Annotated in this window: 19 protein-coding genes; 11 read left to right on the top strand and 8 right to left on the bottom strand. The window is 42.0% G+C overall.

The window, feature by feature from the left end; translation table 11 throughout:
• Positions 1-126 precede the first annotated feature (126 nt).
• From MJO53_RS12050 to MJO53_RS12040, 3 genes are read right to left on the bottom strand one after another with little or no spacing between them, the layout of a single operon-like run.
• Positions 127-1,668 (bottom strand): acyl-CoA carboxylase subunit beta, encoded by a 1,542-nt coding sequence (locus tag MJO53_RS12050; protein WP_252079248.1) that lies wholly within the window; start codon positions 1,666-1,668, stop codon positions 127-129.
• Between the two features lie 5 nt (positions 1,669-1,673).
• Entirely contained in the window at positions 1,674-3,116 is a 1,443-nt protein-coding gene (gene accC, locus MJO53_RS12045) for an acetyl-CoA carboxylase biotin carboxylase subunit (RefSeq protein WP_252079247.1), read from the bottom strand.
• Positions 3,117-3,122: 6 nt separating this feature from the next.
• Positions 3,123-3,608, bottom strand: coding sequence for an acetyl-CoA carboxylase biotin carboxyl carrier protein subunit (locus tag MJO53_RS12040; RefSeq protein WP_252079246.1), 486 nt, complete (start codon positions 3,606-3,608; stop codon positions 3,123-3,125).
• 195 nt (positions 3,609-3,803) lie between these two features.
• On the opposite strand from MJO53_RS12040, the gene udk reads away from it, so the two are divergent.
• The 11 genes from udk to MJO53_RS11985 all read left to right on the top strand — a co-directional run bounded on the left by udk (position 3,804) and on the right by MJO53_RS11985 (position 14,103).
• Positions 3,804-4,412, top strand: a complete 609-nt coding sequence (gene udk, locus MJO53_RS12035; RefSeq protein ID WP_224835084.1) for a uridine kinase — start codon at positions 3,804-3,806, stop codon at positions 4,410-4,412.
• 2 nt (positions 4,413-4,414) lie between these two features.
• Positions 4,415-4,744 carry an FtsB family cell division protein gene (locus MJO53_RS12030; RefSeq protein ID WP_224835085.1) on the top strand — a complete coding sequence of 110 codons (330 nt, stop codon included), beginning with the start codon at positions 4,415-4,417 and terminating at the stop codon, positions 4,742-4,744.
• Positions 4,741-6,126: a methylmalonyl-CoA mutase subunit beta gene (locus MJO53_RS12025; protein WP_252079245.1), complete on the top strand. Its 1,386-nt coding sequence runs from the start codon at positions 4,741-4,743 to the stop codon at positions 6,124-6,126. The genes MJO53_RS12030 and MJO53_RS12025 overlap by 4 nt, the downstream gene beginning before the upstream one ends.
• On the top strand, positions 6,119-8,191 hold the full coding sequence (scpA, locus tag MJO53_RS12020) for a methylmalonyl-CoA mutase (protein WP_252079244.1): 2,073 nt from the start codon (positions 6,119-6,121) through the stop codon (positions 8,189-8,191). The genes MJO53_RS12025 and scpA overlap by 8 nt, the downstream gene beginning before the upstream one ends.
• A 133-nt stretch (positions 8,192-8,324) precedes the next feature.
• A complete protein-coding gene (locus MJO53_RS12015; protein ID WP_224835088.1) occupies positions 8,325-9,098 on the top strand; it encodes a ParA family protein in 774 nt (257 codons plus the stop codon).
• A complete protein-coding gene (locus MJO53_RS12010) occupies positions 9,099-10,004 on the top strand; it encodes a ParB/RepB/Spo0J family partition protein (RefSeq protein ID WP_252079243.1) in 906 nt (301 codons plus the stop codon). It begins immediately after the preceding gene.
• Positions 9,997-10,644, top strand: coding sequence for a DUF5683 domain-containing protein (locus tag MJO53_RS12005; RefSeq protein ID WP_252079242.1), 648 nt, complete (start codon positions 9,997-9,999; stop codon positions 10,642-10,644). Before MJO53_RS12010 ends, MJO53_RS12005 begins: the two co-directional genes overlap by 8 nt.
• 4 nt (positions 10,645-10,648) lie before the next feature.
• On the top strand, positions 10,649-11,350 hold the full coding sequence (gene dapB / locus MJO53_RS12000) for a 4-hydroxy-tetrahydrodipicolinate reductase (RefSeq protein WP_252079241.1): 702 nt from the start codon (positions 10,649-10,651) through the stop codon (positions 11,348-11,350).
• Between the two features lie 50 nt (positions 11,351-11,400).
• On the top strand, positions 11,401-13,143 hold the full coding sequence (gene lepB, locus MJO53_RS11995) for a signal peptidase I (RefSeq protein ID WP_252079240.1): 1,743 nt from the start codon (positions 11,401-11,403) through the stop codon (positions 13,141-13,143).
• Between the two features lie 23 nt (positions 13,144-13,166).
• Positions 13,167-13,802, top strand: coding sequence for a WbqC family protein (locus tag MJO53_RS11990; RefSeq protein WP_252079239.1), 636 nt, complete (start codon positions 13,167-13,169; stop codon positions 13,800-13,802).
• Positions 13,795-14,103: a DUF6122 family protein gene (locus tag MJO53_RS11985; protein WP_252079238.1), complete on the top strand. Its 309-nt coding sequence runs from the start codon at positions 13,795-13,797 to the stop codon at positions 14,101-14,103. Before MJO53_RS11990 ends, MJO53_RS11985 begins: the two co-directional genes overlap by 8 nt.
• Here the strand turns inward: MJO53_RS11985 and MJO53_RS11980 are convergent.
• The 5 genes from MJO53_RS11980 to MJO53_RS11960 all read right to left on the bottom strand — a co-directional run bounded on the left by MJO53_RS11980 (position 14,092) and on the right by MJO53_RS11960 (position 18,872).
• The gene (locus MJO53_RS11980; RefSeq protein ID WP_252079237.1) at positions 14,092-14,901 is read right to left on the bottom strand and encodes an endonuclease/exonuclease/phosphatase family protein; all 810 of its coding nucleotides are present in this window, start codon (positions 14,899-14,901) and stop codon (positions 14,092-14,094) included. The two genes, MJO53_RS11985 and MJO53_RS11980, sit on opposite strands and share 12 nt — an antisense overlap.
• 234 nt (positions 14,902-15,135) lie before the next feature.
• Positions 15,136-15,999, bottom strand: coding sequence for a rhomboid family intramembrane serine protease (locus MJO53_RS11975; RefSeq protein ID WP_224835096.1), 864 nt, complete (start codon positions 15,997-15,999; stop codon positions 15,136-15,138).
• Positions 16,000-16,002: 3 nt separating this feature from the next.
• Positions 16,003-16,737, bottom strand: a complete 735-nt coding sequence (locus tag MJO53_RS11970; RefSeq protein ID WP_252079236.1) for a rhomboid family intramembrane serine protease — start codon at positions 16,735-16,737, stop codon at positions 16,003-16,005.
• Positions 16,738-18,588, bottom strand: coding sequence for a DNA mismatch repair endonuclease MutL (gene mutL / locus MJO53_RS11965; protein ID WP_252079235.1), 1,851 nt, complete (start codon positions 18,586-18,588; stop codon positions 16,738-16,740).
• Positions 18,588-18,872: a riboflavin synthase subunit beta gene (locus MJO53_RS11960; RefSeq protein ID WP_224835099.1), complete on the bottom strand. Its 285-nt coding sequence runs from the start codon at positions 18,870-18,872 to the stop codon at positions 18,588-18,590. Before MJO53_RS11960 ends, mutL begins: the two co-directional genes overlap by 1 nt.
• Between the last annotated feature and the right edge of the window lie 103 nt (positions 18,873-18,975).

The following is an 18,975-nucleotide window of genomic DNA, read 5'->3' as shown; positions in this document are numbered from 1 at the left end:
AATTTTCTCTCGGTTTCGCTCAGGATTCGATGTAAAAAATCAATTTACCCAACAATTCACTTTATAACTACTTCAATATTATTATTTTCCAACCTTAAAGTTGAAACCTCTTAAATCCGGACTAACCTACAACGGAATGTTGCCGTGCTTCTTCCAAGGGGTCTGCACTTCTTTTTTTTCCAACATGGCAAACGTTTTCAACAATTTACTTCGGGTATCCTTTGGTAAGATTACCTCATCAATAAAACCGCGTTTGGCCGCCCTGTACGGATTGGCGAACTTGTCGGCATATTCGGTTTCCTTTTCCTTCAGTTTGGTTTCTGGATCTTCGGCTGCTGCAATTTCACGCCTAAAGATGATCTCACTAGCACCTTTCGCACCCATTACGGCAATTTCGGCAGAAGGCCAAGCATAGTTAAAGTCCGCACCAATGTGTTTGGAGTTCATTACATCATAAGCACCGCCATAGGCTTTGCGTGTAATTACGGTGACTCTTGGCACGGTTGCTTCACTTAAGGCATATAGTAATTTAGCGCCATGCATTATAATTCCGCTCCATTCCTGATCAGTTCCTGGCAAAAATCCGGGAACGTCCACCAGCACCAATAAAGGAATATTAAAGGAATCACAGAATCTCGTAAATCGTGCCGCTTTCCTGGAACTCTTTACACCAAGTACCCCGGCCAAGAACATGGGTTGATTGGCAATTACACCTATACTTCTTCCACCCAACCGGGCAAAACCGGTAATTATGTTTTCCGCATAATCCTTATGGATCTCATAAAACGAGTCTGCGTCGATGATCCCATTGATCACATCGTGCATATCGTAAGGTTTGTTGGGATTATCGGGTACGATCTCCATCAGCTCCTCTCTGGTTTCATCCCCAAGTTCATAGGGCAATAATGGCGTGGTTTCTTTATTGTTTTGAGGAAGATAATCCAATAATTTTCGGATATCGTCCAAACAAGCTGCATCGTTGGTAGAGGTTTTGTGGGCCACTCCCGATTTTACCGCGTGGGTACTTGCCCCGCCCAATTCCTCGGATGTAACGGTTTCGTTTGTTACTGTTTTTACCACATTGGGTCCCGTTACGAACATATAACTGGTTTCCTCTACCATTATAATAAAATCCGTCATGGCGGGAGAATACACTGCACCGCCTGCACAAGGCCCCATGATAGCGGAAATTTGAGGAATTACGCCGGATGCCTGCACATTTCGGTAAAAAATATCGGCATAACCTCCCAAGGACCGAACTCCCTCTTGTATTCTAGCACCTCCCGAATCATTTAAACCAATAATTGGAGCGCCTACCTTCATGGCCAGGTCCATGATCTTACATATTTTTTCGGCGTGTGTTTCCGACAATGCGCCACCAAAAACAGTAAAGTCCTGTGCATACACATAAACCAATCTTCCGTTTACCGTTCCATACCCGGTTACAACGCCGTCCCCGTAATACATTTCCTTGTCCATACCAAAATCGGTGGTACGGTGGGTCACCAAAATTCCCATTTCTTCAAAGGAACCTTCGTCTAAAAAATAAAGGATTCGTTCTCGGGCGGTAAGCTTTTTCTTTTGATGTTGTTTTTCAATCCGTTTTTCGCCACCCCCTAAATGGGCTTCGGCAATTTTTTCTTGTAATGCTTTTATTTTGGGATCCATAGGATTCAGTTTGAAGGTAATCGTACTATTTTTTTATCTTCCAGATATTGATGCAGTGCAACCATTGCGGCAATCTCGGCCTCGTTGCCCATTTGATCCTTTATTTTCTCTGGAGAATAATAATTCTTTACAAAATGGGTATCAAAATTCCCTGATCGGAATGCTTCGTGGGCAAAAACAAAACTTCCAAAGGGCAATGTCGTCTGCACTCCTTTAACTTTATAATTCTGAATTGCTTCGAGCATAAGTTCAATGGCCTCTTCCCTTGTTTTACCATAAGTAATGAGCTTGGATAACATAGGGTCATAGTAAATAGGTATGTCCATGCCCTCCCTAAATCCATTGTCCACCCGAATGCCATCGCCAACGGGCAATTGATAGGTCTCCAAGTTTCCTACACTAGGGAGAAAATCGTTTAAGGGATCTTCCGCATATACCCGTAATTCCACTGCATGTCCTTGAATTTTCAAGTCTTCCTGTTTCATAGGTAGTTCTTCTCCCCGGGCCACTTTTATTTGTAGCTCAACCAAATCCACTCCGGATATTATTTCGGTGACCGGGTGCTCCACTTGCAAACGGGTATTCATTTCCAGAAAGTAAAAATTGTGGTCGGCATCCATTAAAAACTCCACTGTGCCAGCCCCAATATAATCGCATGATTTTGCCACTTTACAAGCAGCAATCCCCATTTCTTTGCGCAGTTCAGGAGTTAGGATGGCCGATGGTGCCTCTTCTACCACTTTTTGGTGGCGACGTTGCACGCTACATTCCCTTTCAAAAAAATGAAGTACGTTTCCGTGGGTATCGGCCATAACCTGAACCTCGATATGCCTGGGAGATGTAACATACTTTTCCACAAAAACGGAACCATCTCCAAAGGCCGAAGTAGCCTCACTAATGGCACGTTGCATTCCGGATTCGAGATCTTCTTCTTTTTCAACGATCCGCATTCCCTTTCCTCCACCACCAGCAGAGGCCTTGATCAACACAGGGTAACCTACTTCATTGGCTATGTCGTGGGCCTTTGCCACATCGGAAATTGCTTCGTCTATACCGGGGACCATAGGAATATCGTAAGCCTTTACCGCTTCCTTGGCGGCCAATTTGCTTCCCATTATTCGAATGGCCTTGGATTTTGGCCCAATAAACGTGATGCCGCTTTTTTCCACAGCCTCGGCAAAATCGGCATTCTCGCTTAAAAACCCGTATCCCGGATGAATACCATCCACATTCAGGCTCCTGGCCACCTCAATTATTTTGTCACCTCGTAAATAAGATTGGTTGGATGGTCCCTCACCAATACAAACCGCCTCATCCGCAAATTGGACATGCGGTGCATTGCGATCTACTTCCGAGAAAACAGCTACGGTCTTTATGCCCATTTTTTTTGCGGTCCTCATTACACGAACTGCAATTTCGCCACGGTTGGCCACTAATATTTTTCTCATGATGTTTTATTGAAATTCTATCAACAATTGTTTCTTTTCAACGGCATCACCTTGCGACACGCCAATTTTTTTTATCACACCATTACGTGGTGAGGTAATTATATTTTCCATTTTCATGGCTTCCAAAATTACCAATTGGTCCTCTTCGGATACTTCTTGGCCTTCCTTTACCAAAATATCCAAAATCAGTCCCGGCATGGGGGCAGCAATGGAGTCTATGTTTTTACCGCCATTGGTGGCAAAGCCCATTTTTTCTATAAGTTCGTCCAGAGGAGTTTGTATGGTGGCCCGATGTTCGCTTCCATCGACACTAATGGTATAAACGCCATTGTTAAAATCGGTCTCCAAGATCTTTACATGGTACGACCTACCCTCCTTTAATAAATGAAAGGTGCCGTTACCGGTTTTGATCAGATCTAACGAAGATATAGTGTCGGTGGAGAGTTTAAAGTCGAAGCCATCCCCTACTTTAACAGAGTATATATTGTCCATAAAAAAGGTTTCCATTGGTTAGCTTGATAAATATAAAGGTTAATGAATAAAAAACCATGTAAAGCTATACCTAATAAGCAGGATAAATTATGACAATCATCATTAATTGTTTTTATTGTAATCATTAATTATGCAGTATACTGGGATAGTTGGGAACAAAATCATTTGTTTATTTTTGACGACAAATTTTAAACTATGTTGATCTTAGGGATAGCAGGGGGCACAGGGTGCGGAAAAACAACGGTTGTAAACCAGATCGTGGAGCAATTGCCCCAAGATGAAGTGGGTATAATATCCCAAGATTCCTATTATAACGATCTTTCCCATTTAAGCAAAGAAGAAAGAGCGAAGGTAAATTTTGACCACCCCAACTCCATAGATTTTGATCTGCTGATCGAGCACATAGAACTATTAAGACAGGGAAAGTCCATAGAAACCCCCATTTATTCGTTCGTGGAAGAAACCCGGATGAAGGAAACCATTACCACACACCCCCGCAAAGTAATGATCGTGGAAGGTATTTTAGTTCTGAGCAACCCCAAATTAAGGGAAATGTTCGACATTAAAATCTATGTGCATGCCGATTCGGATGAACGTTTGATCAGACGGTTACAAAGGGACACCCGCGAACGGGGACATGATTTGGACAAGGTTCTAACAAGGTACCAAACCGCTGTTAAACCCATGCACCTTCAATTTATTGAACCATCCAAGGAGTTTGCGGACATAATTATCCCGAACAACCACTATAATACCGTAGCCGTGGATATTGTTAGAACCATAATCAACAATAAACTTGTATAGGTATGGGGTTAAAGGAATTGAAAAAAAAGAAGTGGTTCAAAATTATGACCAATACCTATATTTTGGTATTGACCATATTCGTGATCTGGATGGCCTTTTTTGATACCAATTCCTTGTTGATCCATTTGGAGCTGGAAAATGAAATAGACAAGCTCGAAAAAGAAAAAGAATTTCTGGAAACTGAAATTGAGAAGGACAAGGAAATCTTAAAAAAAATGTCCGACGATAAAGAATTGGAGAAGTTGGCCCGAGAAAAATATTTTATGAAAAAGGACAACGAAGAAATATTCCTTATCGAATATGAAGACAGCTTAAAGACTAAACAAAAATGAGCGACACTAACTTATTTCAAGAATTTCCCGAAGTCTCCACCAAAGAATGGAAACAAAAAATACAGGTAGACCTTAAAGGCGCAGATTACAACGAAGCATTGGTCTGGGAATCTTTGGAAGGCATCAATGTAAAACCATTTTACAACCAAGATGATCTAAAGGACATTCACTCCTATTCGATGCCCAGCGACCACAAATGGCACATTGGGCAAGCCATTTATGTCGCAGACCCTATCAAAGCCAATTCCAAAGCTCTGGAAATTTTGAAAAAAGGTGTGGAGAGCCTTGTATTTACCATACCAGAGGAATCCATCGATTTTGAAAAATTGCTATCGGGCATCGACAAGACCGGAGTGGTACTTTATTTCAATTTCGAGTTTTTAGCCCTGGAACCTACAAAAAAGCTAGTCTCTCTCCTATCTAAAGAAAAGGCTAAGGCTTATCTGAACATAGACATTATCGGCAATTTGGCCAAAGAAGGCAACTGGTTCTACAATTTGGAAAAAGACCACGATATTTTTACCGAATTGGTGTCATTGGGCACTTCGGACATCTCCTTAATAGGAGTAGATCTATCGCTTTATCAAAATGCTGGAGCAAATATGGTCCAGCAATTGGCCTACGGCTTGGCCCATGCCAACGAATACCTCGACCATTTTGTCAATTCCAAAAAAATCGAGGCACATCTCCCCATTACATTTAAAGTTGCGGTGGGCAGTAATTATTTTTTTGAAATAGCCAAAATAAAAGCACTTCGGTGGCTTTGGAACTCCTTGGCTTCGGAATATGGAATTTCCGGTGAGTGCCATATTATGGCCCAACCCTCCAAACGTAATAAAACACTCTACGATTACAACGTAAACATGCTGCGGACCACATCCGAAAGCATGTCCGCCGTTTTGGGGGGCGCCGACACGATTTCCAATTCGGCATACGATGCCATATACCATAAGGACAATGCATTTGGAGAACGCATAGCCCGCAACCAATTGCTACTTTTAAAAGAAGAAGGGTATTTCTCCGATGCAGCCCAATTCACGGACGGTGCCTATTATATAGAATCGGTAACTCATCAATTGGCGGAAAGGGCCCTTTCACTTTTTAAACAGGTTGAAAAATCCGGAGGTTTTTTGGAAAACTTAAAAAAGGGCAACATCCAACAAAAAATAAAGGAGAGTGCCGAAAAAGAACAGCAACTATTTGATGCAGGAAAGATCGTTTCCCTAGGCACCAATAAATACCAGAACCCACAAGATAGGATGAAAGACGACCTTGAACTCTATCCCTTTGTAAAAACCAAAGCGCGCAAAACCATTATCGAGCCCATTATTGAAAAACGATTGGCCGAAGCCACCGAACAAAAAAGATTGAACGATGAGTAGAAAAGACCTTCAACATCTGGAACTATCTGTCAGGTCGAGTGCAGTCGAGACCCAAAAAAACGGACACGAAAATTTTGCCGCGGGCATTGCCCCTTTCTTGCGTGGCCCCTACTCTACAATGTATGTACGCAGACCATGGACCATTCGCCAGTATGCCGGGTTTTCAACAGCCGAGGAAAGCAACGCCTTTTACCGAAGGAATTTAGAGGCAGGACAAAAAGGACTTTCAGTTGCTTTTGACCTACCCACCCACCGTGGATATGATTCGGACAACGATCGTGTTGTTGGCGATGTGGGCAAAGCGGGAGTTGCCATAGATTCTATCGAGGATATGAAAATCCTGTTCAACGGGATACCTTTGGATAAAATGTCGGTTTCCATGACCATGAACGGGGCCGTAATTCCCATTATGGCCTTTTACATTGTAGCAGGGTTGGAGCAAGGAGTGTCCATGGAGCAACTTTCCGGGACCATCCAAAATGATATTTTGAAAGAATTCATGGTTCGGAATACATACATTTACCCTCCCTCGCCATCCATGCAGATTGTGGCGGATATTTTTGAATTCACCAGCAAACATATGCCTCGATTCAACAGTATCAGTATTTCCGGGTACCATATGCACGAAGCAGGAGCTCCTGCTGCTATGGAATTGGCCTACACCTTGGCCGATGGAGTAGAATATATTAGAACCGGGATAAAGGCAGGACTAAAAATTGATGAGTTCGCTCCTCGCCTATCATTTTTCTGGGGGATCGGAATGAATCATTTCTCCGAAATTGCCAAAATGAGGGCAGGTAGGATGCTCTGGGCCAAATTGGTCGAACAGTTCAACCCGACCAACCCAAAATCATCCATGCTCCGAACACACAGTCAGACCAGTGGCTGGAGCTTAACGGAGCAAGATCCATTCAACAATGTCGCAAGAACTACGATCGAAGCCATGGCGGCAGCATTTGGGGGCACACAAAGTCTTCACACAAATGCCTTGGACGAAGCCATAGCACTGCCAACCGATTTTTCTGCACGGATTGCTCGAAACACACAAATATATCTTCAGCAAGAAACACACATCACTAAAACCGTTGACCCTTGGGCCGGGAGCCATAAAGTGGAACAACTCACCCAAGAAATTGCCGAAAACGCATGGGAATTGATCCAAGAAGTAGAAAAATTGGGCGGCATGACAAAAGCCATTGAAAAAGGTATCCCAAAAATGCGTATTGAAGAGGCCGCAGCCAAAAAACAAGCTCGTATCGACAGTGGACAAGATGTTATTGTAGGAGTGAACAAATACCGCTTGGAAAATGAGGACGACCTTCAAATTTTGGAGGTGGACAATGCCAAGGTGAGAAAACAACAAATGGCGCGTCTTGACGAAATTCGACACAAAAGGGACTCAAAAGCTGTAGAAAAAGCGCTCGATGCAATTCGAATTGCATCGAAAAAAGCCATGAACAACGATTCGGACCGTGGAAATTTGCTAGCTTTAGCAGTAGAAGCAGCTAAATTACGTGCAACCCTCGGCGAAATTAGCGATGCCATGGAGAGTGCATTTGGACGATACAGAGCTAAAATTCAATCTTTTACCGGAGTGTATTCCAAAGAAATTAAAAACGACGCGAGCTTTGAGAAGGCTCGAAAACTGGCAGACAGCTTTGCTGAACAAGAAGGCCGGAGACCTCGTATTATGGTTGCAAAAATGGGTCAAGACGGTCACGACCGTGGAGCCAAAGTCGTTGCCACAGGATATGCCGACCTTGGTTTTGATGTAGATATAGGACCATTGTTCCAAACCCCGGCCGAAGTAGCCAAACAAGCCGTAGAAAACGATGTGCATATCTTAGGAATTTCTTCCTTGGCCGGAGGACACAAGACCTTGGTTCCAGAGGTAGTAAAGGAATTGAGAAAATATGGGCGTGAGGATATTATGGTAATCGTGGGGGGAGTTATCCCAAAGCAAGATTACGACCATTTATTGACAAATGGTGCCGTTGCCGTTTTTGGTCCAGGGACCAAAATAGCCGATGCCGCCACAGAGATGCTGAATATTTTAATGGACTAAAACTTTAAGACTCTACCAATCACAAGTTTAACGTACTTTAACGCAGAATACCGGGTTTATTCACCCACTGTTAACAAATTACATTTTATTGCATCCTAAATAATCGTATTTTTAGCCCCTAACTTACTATGAAATGGGCAAGATTATTGCAATTGCAAACCAAAAGGGTGGTGTAGGCAAAACTACCACTACGGTAAACCTTGCGGCCTCCCTTGGTGTATTGGAAAAAAAGGTATTACTTATTGATGCCGACCCCCAAGCCAATGCAACATCTGGTTTAGGTGTTGACGTGGATTCTGTAGAAAAAGGAACCTATCAGCTTTTGGAACACACCATGAGTGTTGAAGAAGTGACCATACCTACAGATTCCCCGAATGTAGATTTGGTACCTGCACATATTGATTTGGTTGCCATCGAGATCGAATTGGTGGACAAGGACAATCGGGAATACATGCTCAAAGAAGCCTTGAAAAATCTGGGCGATAAGTACGATTTTGTATTGATTGATTGCGCCCCCTCACTAGGCCTATTGACCTTGAACGCACTTACGGCTGCAGACTCCGTAATGATTCCTATACAATGTGAGTATTTTGCCTTGGAAGGTCTTGGCAAACTATTGAACACAGTAAAGAGCGTCCAAAAAATACACAACAACGATTTGGACATCGAGGGCATGCTCTTGACCATGTACGATTCCAGGTTACGACTGTCCAACCAAGTTGTTGAAGAAGTAAAAAAACACTTTGCGGATATGGTCTTCGATACCATTATCCAAAGAAACGTTAGGCTCAGTGAAGCTCCAAGTTACGGGGAGAGCATCATAAAATATGACGCCAGTAGCAAAGGAGCGTCCAATTACCTTAACTTGGCCAACGAAATTTTGAAAAAAAACAAGGAGAAAGTTTAAATGGCGAAAGCAACAAAAAAACAGGCTTTGGGAAGAGGCCTGTCCGCCCTTTTAAAAGACCCGGACAACGATATAAAGTCCGTGTCGGACAAAAATGCGGATCAGGTAATCGGCAATGTAGTGGAACTGGATGTAAATTCCATAGAAGTAAACCCTTTTCAACCTCGTTCCAATTTTAACGACGAAGCACTCGAAGAACTGGCCAGTTCCATACGTGAGTTGGGCATTATACAACCCATAACCGTTAGAAAACTGGACTTTAACAAGTTCCAACTGGTTTCCGGGGAACGTAGGTTCCGTGCTTCAAAATTGGTAGGATTGGAAACTATTCCCGCCTACATCCGCATCGCCAACGATCAGGAATCCTTAGAGATGGCCTTGGTGGAAAACATCCAAAGACAGGATCTTGACCCTATCGAAATCGCGCTCTCCTACCAAAGGTTGATTGATGAAATAGAAATCACCCAAGAAAAATTGAGCGATCGTGTGGGCAAAAAACGTTCCACCATTACCAACTATCTACGATTGTTAAAACTCGACCCCATTATCCAAACGGGTATGAGAGATGGGTTTATAAGCATGGGGCATGGTAGGGCATTGATCAATATCGACAAGAAAAAGGAACAGATAGCGATCTACGAAAAAATTGTATCGGACGGCCTTTCCGTTAGAGCTACGGAACAATTGGTTAAATCGCACAAAAACCCAAAAGCCGCTGCATCCGAGAGCAAAAAAAGTTCGCAGAACGTACCCGGGTTTGTTTCCGAAAGTTTGGATTCCATCAAGAACCGGTTGGCCACCAAAGTGGATATCACCGCCTCGAAGAACGGAAAAGGAAAGATTGTGATACCATTTCATTCCGAAGAAGAATTCCAGCGCATCAAAAAATTATTGACAGGTGAATAAAAACCTCCTTTTATTGCTCTTTGCCTTTTTGATGTTTCAGTCCAGCTTTTCTCAAGAAGAAGAAAAAACTGAGCAGACGAAAAAAACTCCAGATACCGATTCCCTTACCCAAAAAATGGAGGGAGAGGGTGTTACTTTTGAAGAAGTCACAAAAAAAGAGAACATCAACCCATTGGCACCCAGTAAAGCCGCATTCTATTCTGCCATTCTTCCAGGTTTGGGGCAGATATACAACAAACGGTATTGGAAAGCTCCAATAGTCTGGGGAGCTCTGGGAACCAGTATCTATGTGTATTCCTTCAATAATACAGAATATCGCAGGGCAAGAAATGCCTTTAAAAGAAGACTTGCCGGGTTTGCCGACGACGAATTTTATGATATCAATGGGGATGGAAGCGGACCCGATGTATCTTCCGAAGCATTGCAAGAAGCTCAGGAAAGTAGTCAAAGAGACAGGGATTTGGCCTTGGTGATCAGCATTGCACTATACGCCCTTAATATTATCGATGCCAATGTGGATTCCCACCTTAAACAATACAATGTAAGCGATGACCTTGCAGTGGATTTTAACCCCTACATAGAAATTAATCCTTTCACCAATAGGCCAAACTATGGAATGGCTATGGTCATAAAATTTTAGTTTGATGAATATTGGTCTCTTCGGATATGGTAAAATGGGAAAAAAAATCGAGCAAATTGCTCAGGATAGAGGTCATACCATAACCGCAAAAATAAACGATAGCTCGCAGGAAGTTGATTATTCCGCATTCGATGTTGCTATAGATTTTAGCACCCCGGAAGCAGCTTTTGAGAACATAACCCGTTGTTTTAAGCACAAAGTTCCCGTAATTAGTGGCACAACAGGTTGGTTGGAAAAATACGAAGATGCCATCGAGATTTGCAATGCCAACCAGAGCGCCTTTATCTATGCTTCCAATTTTAGTTTGGGAGTCAATATTTTTTTTGAACTTAACAAGAAACTGGCCCAAATGATGGCCGGATTAGACCAGTACAGGGTTTCCATGGAAGAGATCCATCATACCCAAAAGTTGGACGCCCCTAGTGGCACGGCAATTACTCTTGCAGAGGGGATTATTTCAAATTCAACTTACGACAAATGGAAATTAAATGAATCCGGAGACCATATTGTTCCCATAAAATCGATACGGGAAAGTACGGTACCCGGCACCCACACCGTAAACTACGGTAGTGCAGTGGACAACATCCAAATAAAGCACGAAGCGCACAATAGGGAAGGTTTTGCACTGGGTGCGGTTATTGCCTCGGAATGGATTCAAGGAAAAAAGGGCGTTTTTACCATGAGGGATGTGTTAAACCTAAGCTAAAAAACGTAACAAGAATATAGACCAAAGGTCTAACAAAGAAATATTTTAATATGGACGGTACACAGTGGATCATTTTTATCCTGATCATTCAGGTCATCCATTTTTTGGGAACTTGGAAACTATATGTTAAAGCAGGTAGAAAACCTTGGGAAGCGGCCATTCCAATTTATAACGGTATAGTGTTGATGAAAATAATAAATAGGCCATGGTGGTGGGTTTTATTATTGTTCATCCCTATAATCAATTTATTGATGTTCCCTGTAGTGTGGGTCGAAACCATTAGAAGTTTTGGAAAAAACACGTTGGTGGATACCTGGTTGGTAATTCTGACCTTAGGCTTTTACATCTATTACATCAACTATTCTGAAGATGTGGAATACATTAAAGACCGTAGTTTAAAGCCAAAAACAGGTTTGGGCGAGTGGGTAAGCTCTATAGTTTTTGCTATAGTTGCCGCCACATTTGTGCACACCTATTTTATACAACCATACGTAATTCCAACAGGGTCTTTGGAACGTACTTTGCGAGTGGGAGATTTCTTATTTGTAAGTAAGTTTCATTACGGCGCAAGAGTACCCATGACCACGCTGGCCGCACCCATGGTACACGATACGCTACCAGTGCTAAAAACCAGATCGTATTTGGCGGATGTAAATCCAGAAACCCACAAAACCTCGTGGATAAACAAACTGCAATTGCCCTACATGCGATTGCCCGGTTTTGAAAAGGTCAAGAAGAACGATATTGTGGTTTTCAGTTTGCCCGCGGACACCTTGTACCAATTCTTTAAAGCTCAAAAGGCAGTTATAAAACCCATCGATAAAAAATCCAACTATGTAAAACGATGTGTTGGAACACCAGGTGACTCGTTAGAGGTAATTGGCGGGTATGTTTACATTAACGGAGAGCAATTACAGTTATCGGACAGGGCAAAACCTATGTACGTTTATGATGTTTATGCCAAAAATGGGGTGTCCAGTAGATATTTGGAAGAGGTAGATGCCTCCGATTACCTACGAACATACATTGCCACCAACCTCAACGAAGCACAGTACAATGCACTTGTACCATACGTATCCGGGGCAAAAACAGGTAACGATGGAAAAATAGAACTTTACACAAGCGAGAATGGGATACCCACAGAGGTTATCCGGCAATTTAGGATTTCGCTGTCGGAACAAAAACCACGCTCACGTATGGCGAATTTAACCAGTGACATGGTTACTGAGTTAAGAAACAATCCCGCCATTGATTCTGTTGTTCAAACCAACGACCCTAAGGGCATGTACGGTGGCAATACATTTCCGCAAAAGCCTAATTTATATCCTTGGAACAACGACAATTTTGGACCAATTTACATACCCAAGGCCGGTACAACGGTAGAAATCAATTCCAAAACCATTCCGTTGTACAAAAAAATTATTCGCGATTATGAACACAACGATGTCAAGGTTACCGGCAACAAAGTATTGATCAATGGCGAGGAAGCCGATAGCTACACCTTTAAGCAAGATTATTATTGGATGATGGGCGACAATCGCGACCACTCCGAAGACAGCAGGACTTGGGGGTATGTGCCCGAAGACCATATTGTTGGCAAACCCGTATTCCTTTGGATGAGCTTTGATAACTTTAGGCAAGGTATTTCCAATTGGAGGATTCGCTGGGAGCGAGTATTTACCACAGTTGGAGGTAGTGGAGAACCCGTATCCTATTTTTGGTACTTTATTGCCCTTTTGGCAGGTTGGTTCGTATTTGATTTCTTTAGAAAGAAAAAGAAGAAAAAAGCATAGCTAATATTTAATATTGTTGTTCCTTGAAAATTCTGTTGCACCCATCTTATTTTCCGAGTATTGCCACCTTTGCAGCTATTGCTCAATATGAAGTTCTTTGGGAAGCGCACGACAATTTTCAAAAACAGACGTATAGAAATCGCTGCTATATTTCCACGGACAAAGGCAAACACATGCTCAATATCCCAATTAAACACGTTGGCGGTAAAGAAGGGCGTCAAAAATATGCCGATGTTGTTATGGAAAACAGCTACAATTGGAAAAAGGAGCATTGGCGCACCTTGGAGACAGCCTATCGGACCTCTCCCTTTTTCGAGTTTTATGAAGATGACCTAAAAACACTCTTTACCGGACCCGACGAATCACTTTTCCGTTTCAACCAAAAGACGATTTCTTGTATTGCGGACTGTATCGGAATCAAAGTGCCGAACGAAACAACAGATCGATACCAAACAGCGCCTAAAAACCTAATAGATGCCCGTTTTTTGGTCAATGCCAAAAAAGAACAGGTATGGGAGATGGAAACATACACACAAGTATTTGAGGAACGCCATGATTTTATCCCCAATTTGAGTGTGCTGGACCTTTTGTTCAACGAAGGTACCAATACCCTGAGTTATCTAAAAAGCTTCCCTTTAGATCTTAACCCACATGCTTAGGCACATTATCCACTACGGAATACATTTTTTGGTCCCAATCCTTATTGCTCTTTATTTTTTTAAAGACAACAAAATAAAGGTTGCTTTAATACTTTTGGCCGGTATTGTAATTGATTTGGACCACTTGTTTGCCACCCCTCTTTTTGACCCCGATCGTTGCAGCATAGGTTTCCACCCGTTACATAGTGTTTGGGCCGTTTTAGTTTACAGCCTTTTGCCTTTTTTTAAACCGACCAGACTCGTGGGCCTTGCCCTGCTCCTTCATATTATTGCTGATATAGCAGATTGCCTACTCATGTGAAGGCTTTAAGCGCAAGGTGGCCATAACCGGATAGTGATCGGATAATTTCACATCAAAATTTTGATGTGAAACAACCTCAAAATCAGGGTCTGCCAATATATAATCGATACGCAGTGGGAGTTTCCATAAATCGTAGGTCCGACCAAAACCACTTCCGCTTTCCAAGAAAGAATCCTGAAGATTTCCTTTCACTATTTTATAGACGTTGGAAAACTGTGTATTATTAAAATCCCCGCATAAAATATTGGCGTAAGGACTTTTTCTCAAATGTTCTTCAAATATTTTAGCTTGTTCCAATTGTTTTGAGAATGTATCGACCAATCTATGGTAGGTACGCTCAGACTTTTCCCCATCGGAAAAATTATCTGCGCTGGGTACTATACTAAAAGACTGTAAATGCACATTATAAACCCTCACAGTATCGTTGTTCAACGCAATATCTGCATAAATAATGTTGTTTATGGTTCCAGGCAGATTTAAGGAGCCATTGTTTACGATCGGGTATTTAGAAAATATAGCCTGTATAGTTCTTGGTTCTGAGTAAGGAGTCTCACTACGATAGGCGTACTGCGTTAATTGTCGATGGCGTATTCTATTGTGCTCCTGTATACATACAATATCAGGGTTTTGCGTTGTTATAAACTCTACAATACTATCTCCTATCCCTGGCTTTTTTATCCACCCATTCTTGTTGAATCCCCAAGCATTATATGACATGATCTTTAAGTCAGACGGTTTTTCTTCAATTTGATCGGAGTCTTCAAAACCATAAAAGGGACCTAGCAAAACATAACTCACCAATATAGCTATTGCGGAAAGCCAAAACCGCTTATTTAACCTCAACAGCCATAAAAAAAGGAAGAATGTATTAAATATAAAAAGAAAGGGTACGAACAAACTTAATACAGCAATTGGCGAGACAAGCTTAAAAGGCACAAAAGATATAACTCCAGTGATTATTAGCAACAGTGCAACAAGTAAGTTGACCGAAAAAACCGCCTTGACTAATATGGAGGCCGATTTTTTCACAATTTAATCCTCTTTACCGGCTTTAAACAAAAAATCCTTTTCTTCTTTGGATAGGCTCTCATAACCCGATTTACTGATCTTATCCAAAATCGTATCAATTTTCCGTTGTTTAGCTTGTTTATTATATGCCTCCGAATTCTGGGACGCCGATTTTTTCTTGTAGACCGTTTTTAACGGAGCCTTTTTTTCTTTTGGCTTAAAAAGGTCCATGATAGACTGTCTAAATTTGGAAAAACCAGCACCTATATCATTACCTTTATATAACTGTCGTGCATACATATAGCCTAAAAATGCACCGCCCAAGTGGGCCATTCCCCCGCCAATATTCTCTCCCATTCCGATCAGCACCAAATCCTTGATCACCAAAGCCGCGCCGATATACCATAATTTGATATTAAAGAAAATTAGACGAACCTCCTGGTTGGGCAAATAGGCGCACACAAAGATCAAAACAGCGTTCACACCGGCGGAGGCACCGATCAAAGCCGTGTTGGAGTTGATCAAGGTCGGAAAAACGTTGTAGCTTAATAGAAATAGCATGCCGCCCAACATTAACCCTAAAAAATACACATTGATAAATCTTTGTGCATCAAAAAGATTCAGAAATATTCTGCTGGCAAAATACAGCACGATCATATTCCAAAAAATATGTCCCAAGCCAGCATGAAAAAAAGAGTAGGTCACTAAGGACCAGGGTTGCACCAAAAACTCAAAAAAATCCTTGGGCAAATGAAACCAGTGCGAAAACGTTTTACCGAACAATGCTCCCGAAAGTCCATCAACAATAAAAATAAGTATGTTGATGGCAATCAGTTTTTCTGCTATGTTCAGTCTAGCGAACTGATATCTAAGTCCTCCGTTCATCATAAATCAATCCCAACGATTATTGTTAAATTGGTTTTTTTTCCAGTACCACATCATTAAAAATCCTATCAATGCTCCACCGATATGGGCGAAATGGGCCACTCCAGTGTTCACGTTGCCAATACCAAAAATCAAGTCCACAGCGATCAATATCGGAACAAAATATTTTGCCTTTATCGGCACGGGCAAAAAAATGAGCATCAGTTTGGCTTCCGAATACATAAAGGCAAAGGCCACCAAAATACCATAAATTGCCCCGGATGCACCCACTGCTGGGGTGTTAAAGGCCGTTAACATGCTATCAATGGTACTTTTCCCTGCAATATCGTACCAACTAGGGCTATATTGACCATTGGCCAAAATATCCAAAATCTGAGCTCTGGCAATACCTGCACCTTCCAAAGCATTCATTCCTTCGGTAAAAAGGTAGTAATTGACACCTGTATGCAATGCTGCCGATCCCAAACCGGCCGAAAAGTAGAAAAAGAGAAACTTGCTTTTTCCCCATATCTGCTCCAGAGGCGTTCCAAAGGCCCACAGGGCATACATATTGAACAAAATATGCATTAGGTTACCGTGCATAAACATATGGGTAACCACTTGCCACCATTCAAAATTTGGATTTTTTGGAAACCAGAGCGACATCCATTGGTACATTTGGTCCCCATATAAGGATGTAGCAAAAAACATGATCACGTTAATGATCAAAATATGTTTTACTGCTTCGGTAAGTCTACCCATCTAATTGAATTTTTTATCAATATCCCCTTCGGAGATAATGGTATATGTTATTTTTTGAAAAGGACTCAAAGTTGGCTCCTTGCATGCAAAAAGATTGTTCACCAACATTAATTGCGATTCTTGGTCCAAAACATTCCCTGTTTTAACGGCCAAGTTCCTGCTCAGTGCCTTGGCCAACATCTCTGCCTGCGAAATGGAACCATCAGCAAAACCTTCCGTATAATCCGCAATCAAACGGTCCAATACCGTGCCAATTCCACTTTCGGGAACCATCATGGGCACGCCTGTCACTTTTACAGTTTCCTCGTCCAAACTTTGAAAAGCAAAACCAATGTTTGTCAGGCTTTCATGAATTTCTTTGAGCACCGTTAATTCTTGTTGATTGAACGTTAGTTTCAATGGAAACAACAATTGTTGGCTTACGCCTTCTTTTACCGTGATCTCGCCTAAAAACTTTTCAAAAAGAACACGCTCGTGCGCTCTATTTTGATGAATTACCAGCATTCCCGATTTCACCGTGCTCACTACATATTTCCTTCTCAATTGAAAGGTGCTGGCCAAATGCTCCTCAACCTCTTCACTGGAATATAAGGTTCCCTGTTCTTCACTTTCGGATTCGATCACAATGCTGCTAAAGGTATTTTGATCGCTCTGATGACCAAGCCCTTCGTAGAGGTCTTCCCAACCTTTGGCACTCTGTTTTCGAAAACTTCCGCCCCCATTACTTCTTTGTGTCGCAGTTTCTTCAAAAGGATTAAATGCGGCATCCACGGTTACTTTTGGGATTATAGCGCCCTTTTCTTTGTAGGAATAAGGGGTATCCAAGTTTGGGTCGTGATCAAAATCCAAAACTGGTGCCACATTAAATTGCCCTAAGCTATGCTTAATGGTAGACCGTAAAATGGCATACAGCGTATTCTCATCATCAAACTTTACCTCTGTTTTAGTGGGGTGTATGTTGATGTCGATAGAAGATGGATCAACATCCAAATACAAAAAGTAGCCGGGATAAGTGTCGGATTTGATCAAACCTTCGAAAGCTGCCACTACGGCATGGTGCAAATAAGGGCTCTTAATAAATCGGTTGTTGGCAAAAAAGAACTGTTCCCCCCTACTTTTTTTGGCAAATTCGGGCTTACAGATAAAGCCGGAAACTTTAACCACTTCGGTCTCCTCGTTTACTGGCACTAATCGATTTTCCATTTTACTGCCAAAAATATGTACTATACGTTGTCGGGGCTTTGTAATGGGAAGATTAAAGATTTCCGAACCATTATTATAAAAATGGAACTCGATATTGGGATGAACCATGGCCACACGTTGGAATTCATCCGTTATATGCCGAAGTTCTACCTGGTTGGATTTTAAAAAATTACGCCTGGCGGGAATATTAAAAAACAGGTTTTTAACGGAAATAGAGGTTCCCTTTGGCGTTGCGACCACATCTTGGGACACTATTTTACTGCCTTCAATTTTTATTTGTGTCCCGATTTCGTTGACATTGGTCCTTGTTTGCATATCCACATGTGCAATTGCCGCTATGGATGCCAAGGCTTCGCCCCGAAACCCTTTGGTCTGCAAATTGAACAAGTCCTGGGCCGAGGATATTTTGGAAGTTGCATGCCGCTCAAAGGACAATCGAGCGTCGGTTTCGGTCATTCCCACGCCATTATCCACTACTTGAATAAGTGTTTTACCACCGTCCTTAATAATCAATTTTATCGCGGTCGCCCCTGCATCAATGGCATTTTCCATAAGCTCCTTTACAACAGAGGCAGGTCGTTGAACCACCTCCCCTGCGGCTATTTGGTTAGCAACATGGTCCGGTAAAAGTTTAATGATGTCCGCCATTATGGGTTTAGGAATATTGATAGGTCAAAATCGATAATAAACAGGAACACTAACACCAATACGGCCACAATGACCCAAAATCGAAGCTTTAAATTCTTATCGCCTTCGTTCTGTAAATCGTCCATTGCGGAGGTAAACTTATTCTTGAGACCCTTGTTGGAATGCGCCGTAGTCCGGAATTTATCCAACCTGTGCTCAATTTTAAAAGGATTCCCCTCCCCTTTGTAATATCTAGGGGTATAATCGAAGCTTTTGTTTTTTCTAAGTTTTAAAGGGTTTCGCATGGTATCCTTGTCGCTGTAATCTCAAAGGTACTCAAATTAGAAAAAAAGGGTAGACGGTAAGTCCCAAAAAATGTTAACAGACCCTGTATGTTTAGGTTATTAG

The sequence above is a fragment of the Flagellimonas marinaquae genome, from assembly GCF_023716465.1.
Lineage (GTDB): Bacteria > Bacteroidota > Bacteroidia > Flavobacteriales > Flavobacteriaceae > Flagellimonas > Flagellimonas alginolytica.
Note: the sequence above shows the minus strand (reverse complement) of the source record. Positions and strands in the feature narration are given on the sequence as shown.

What these genes read in the sequence shown, in the direction of transcription:
- lepB (WP_252079240.1), top strand. Translation starts at nt 11,401, where the DNA reads ATGGACGGTACACAGTGGATCATTTTTATCCTGATCATTCAGGTCATC.
- MJO53_RS12030 (WP_224835085.1), top strand. Translation starts at nt 4,415, where the DNA reads ATGGGGTTAAAGGAATTGAAAAAAAAGAAGTGGTTCAAAATTATGACC.
- MJO53_RS11970 (WP_252079236.1), bottom strand. Translation starts at nt 16,737, where the DNA reads ATGGGTAGACTTACCGAAGCAGTAAAACATATTTTGATCATTAACGTG.
- dapB (WP_252079241.1), top strand. Translation starts at nt 10,649, where the DNA reads ATGAATATTGGTCTCTTCGGATATGGTAAAATGGGAAAAAAAATCGAG.
- accC (WP_252079247.1), bottom strand. Translation starts at nt 3,116, where the DNA reads ATGAGAAAAATATTAGTGGCCAACCGTGGCGAAATTGCAGTTCGTGTA.
- MJO53_RS12025 (WP_252079245.1), top strand. Translation starts at nt 4,741, where the DNA reads ATGAGCGACACTAACTTATTTCAAGAATTTCCCGAAGTCTCCACCAAA.
- MJO53_RS12040 (WP_252079246.1), bottom strand. Translation starts at nt 3,608, where the DNA reads ATGGACAATATATACTCTGTTAAAGTAGGGGATGGCTTCGACTTTAAA.
- MJO53_RS11985 (WP_252079238.1), top strand. Translation starts at nt 13,795, where the DNA reads ATGCTTAGGCACATTATCCACTACGGAATACATTTTTTGGTCCCAATC.
- MJO53_RS12015 (WP_224835088.1), top strand. Translation starts at nt 8,325, where the DNA reads ATGGGCAAGATTATTGCAATTGCAAACCAAAAGGGTGGTGTAGGCAAA.
- udk (WP_224835084.1), top strand. Translation starts at nt 3,804, where the DNA reads ATGTTGATCTTAGGGATAGCAGGGGGCACAGGGTGCGGAAAAACAACG.
- MJO53_RS12050 (WP_252079248.1), bottom strand. Translation starts at nt 1,668, where the DNA reads ATGGATCCCAAAATAAAAGCATTACAAGAAAAAATTGCCGAAGCCCAT.
- MJO53_RS12010 (WP_252079243.1), top strand. Translation starts at nt 9,099, where the DNA reads ATGGCGAAAGCAACAAAAAAACAGGCTTTGGGAAGAGGCCTGTCCGCC.
- MJO53_RS11960 (WP_224835099.1), bottom strand. Translation starts at nt 18,872, where the DNA reads ATGCGAAACCCTTTAAAACTTAGAAAAAACAAAAGCTTCGATTATACC.
- MJO53_RS11975 (WP_224835096.1), bottom strand. Translation starts at nt 15,999, where the DNA reads ATGATGAACGGAGGACTTAGATATCAGTTCGCTAGACTGAACATAGCA.
- mutL (WP_252079235.1), bottom strand. Translation starts at nt 18,588, where the DNA reads ATGGCGGACATCATTAAACTTTTACCGGACCATGTTGCTAACCAAATA.
- scpA (WP_252079244.1), top strand. Translation starts at nt 6,119, where the DNA reads ATGAGTAGAAAAGACCTTCAACATCTGGAACTATCTGTCAGGTCGAGT.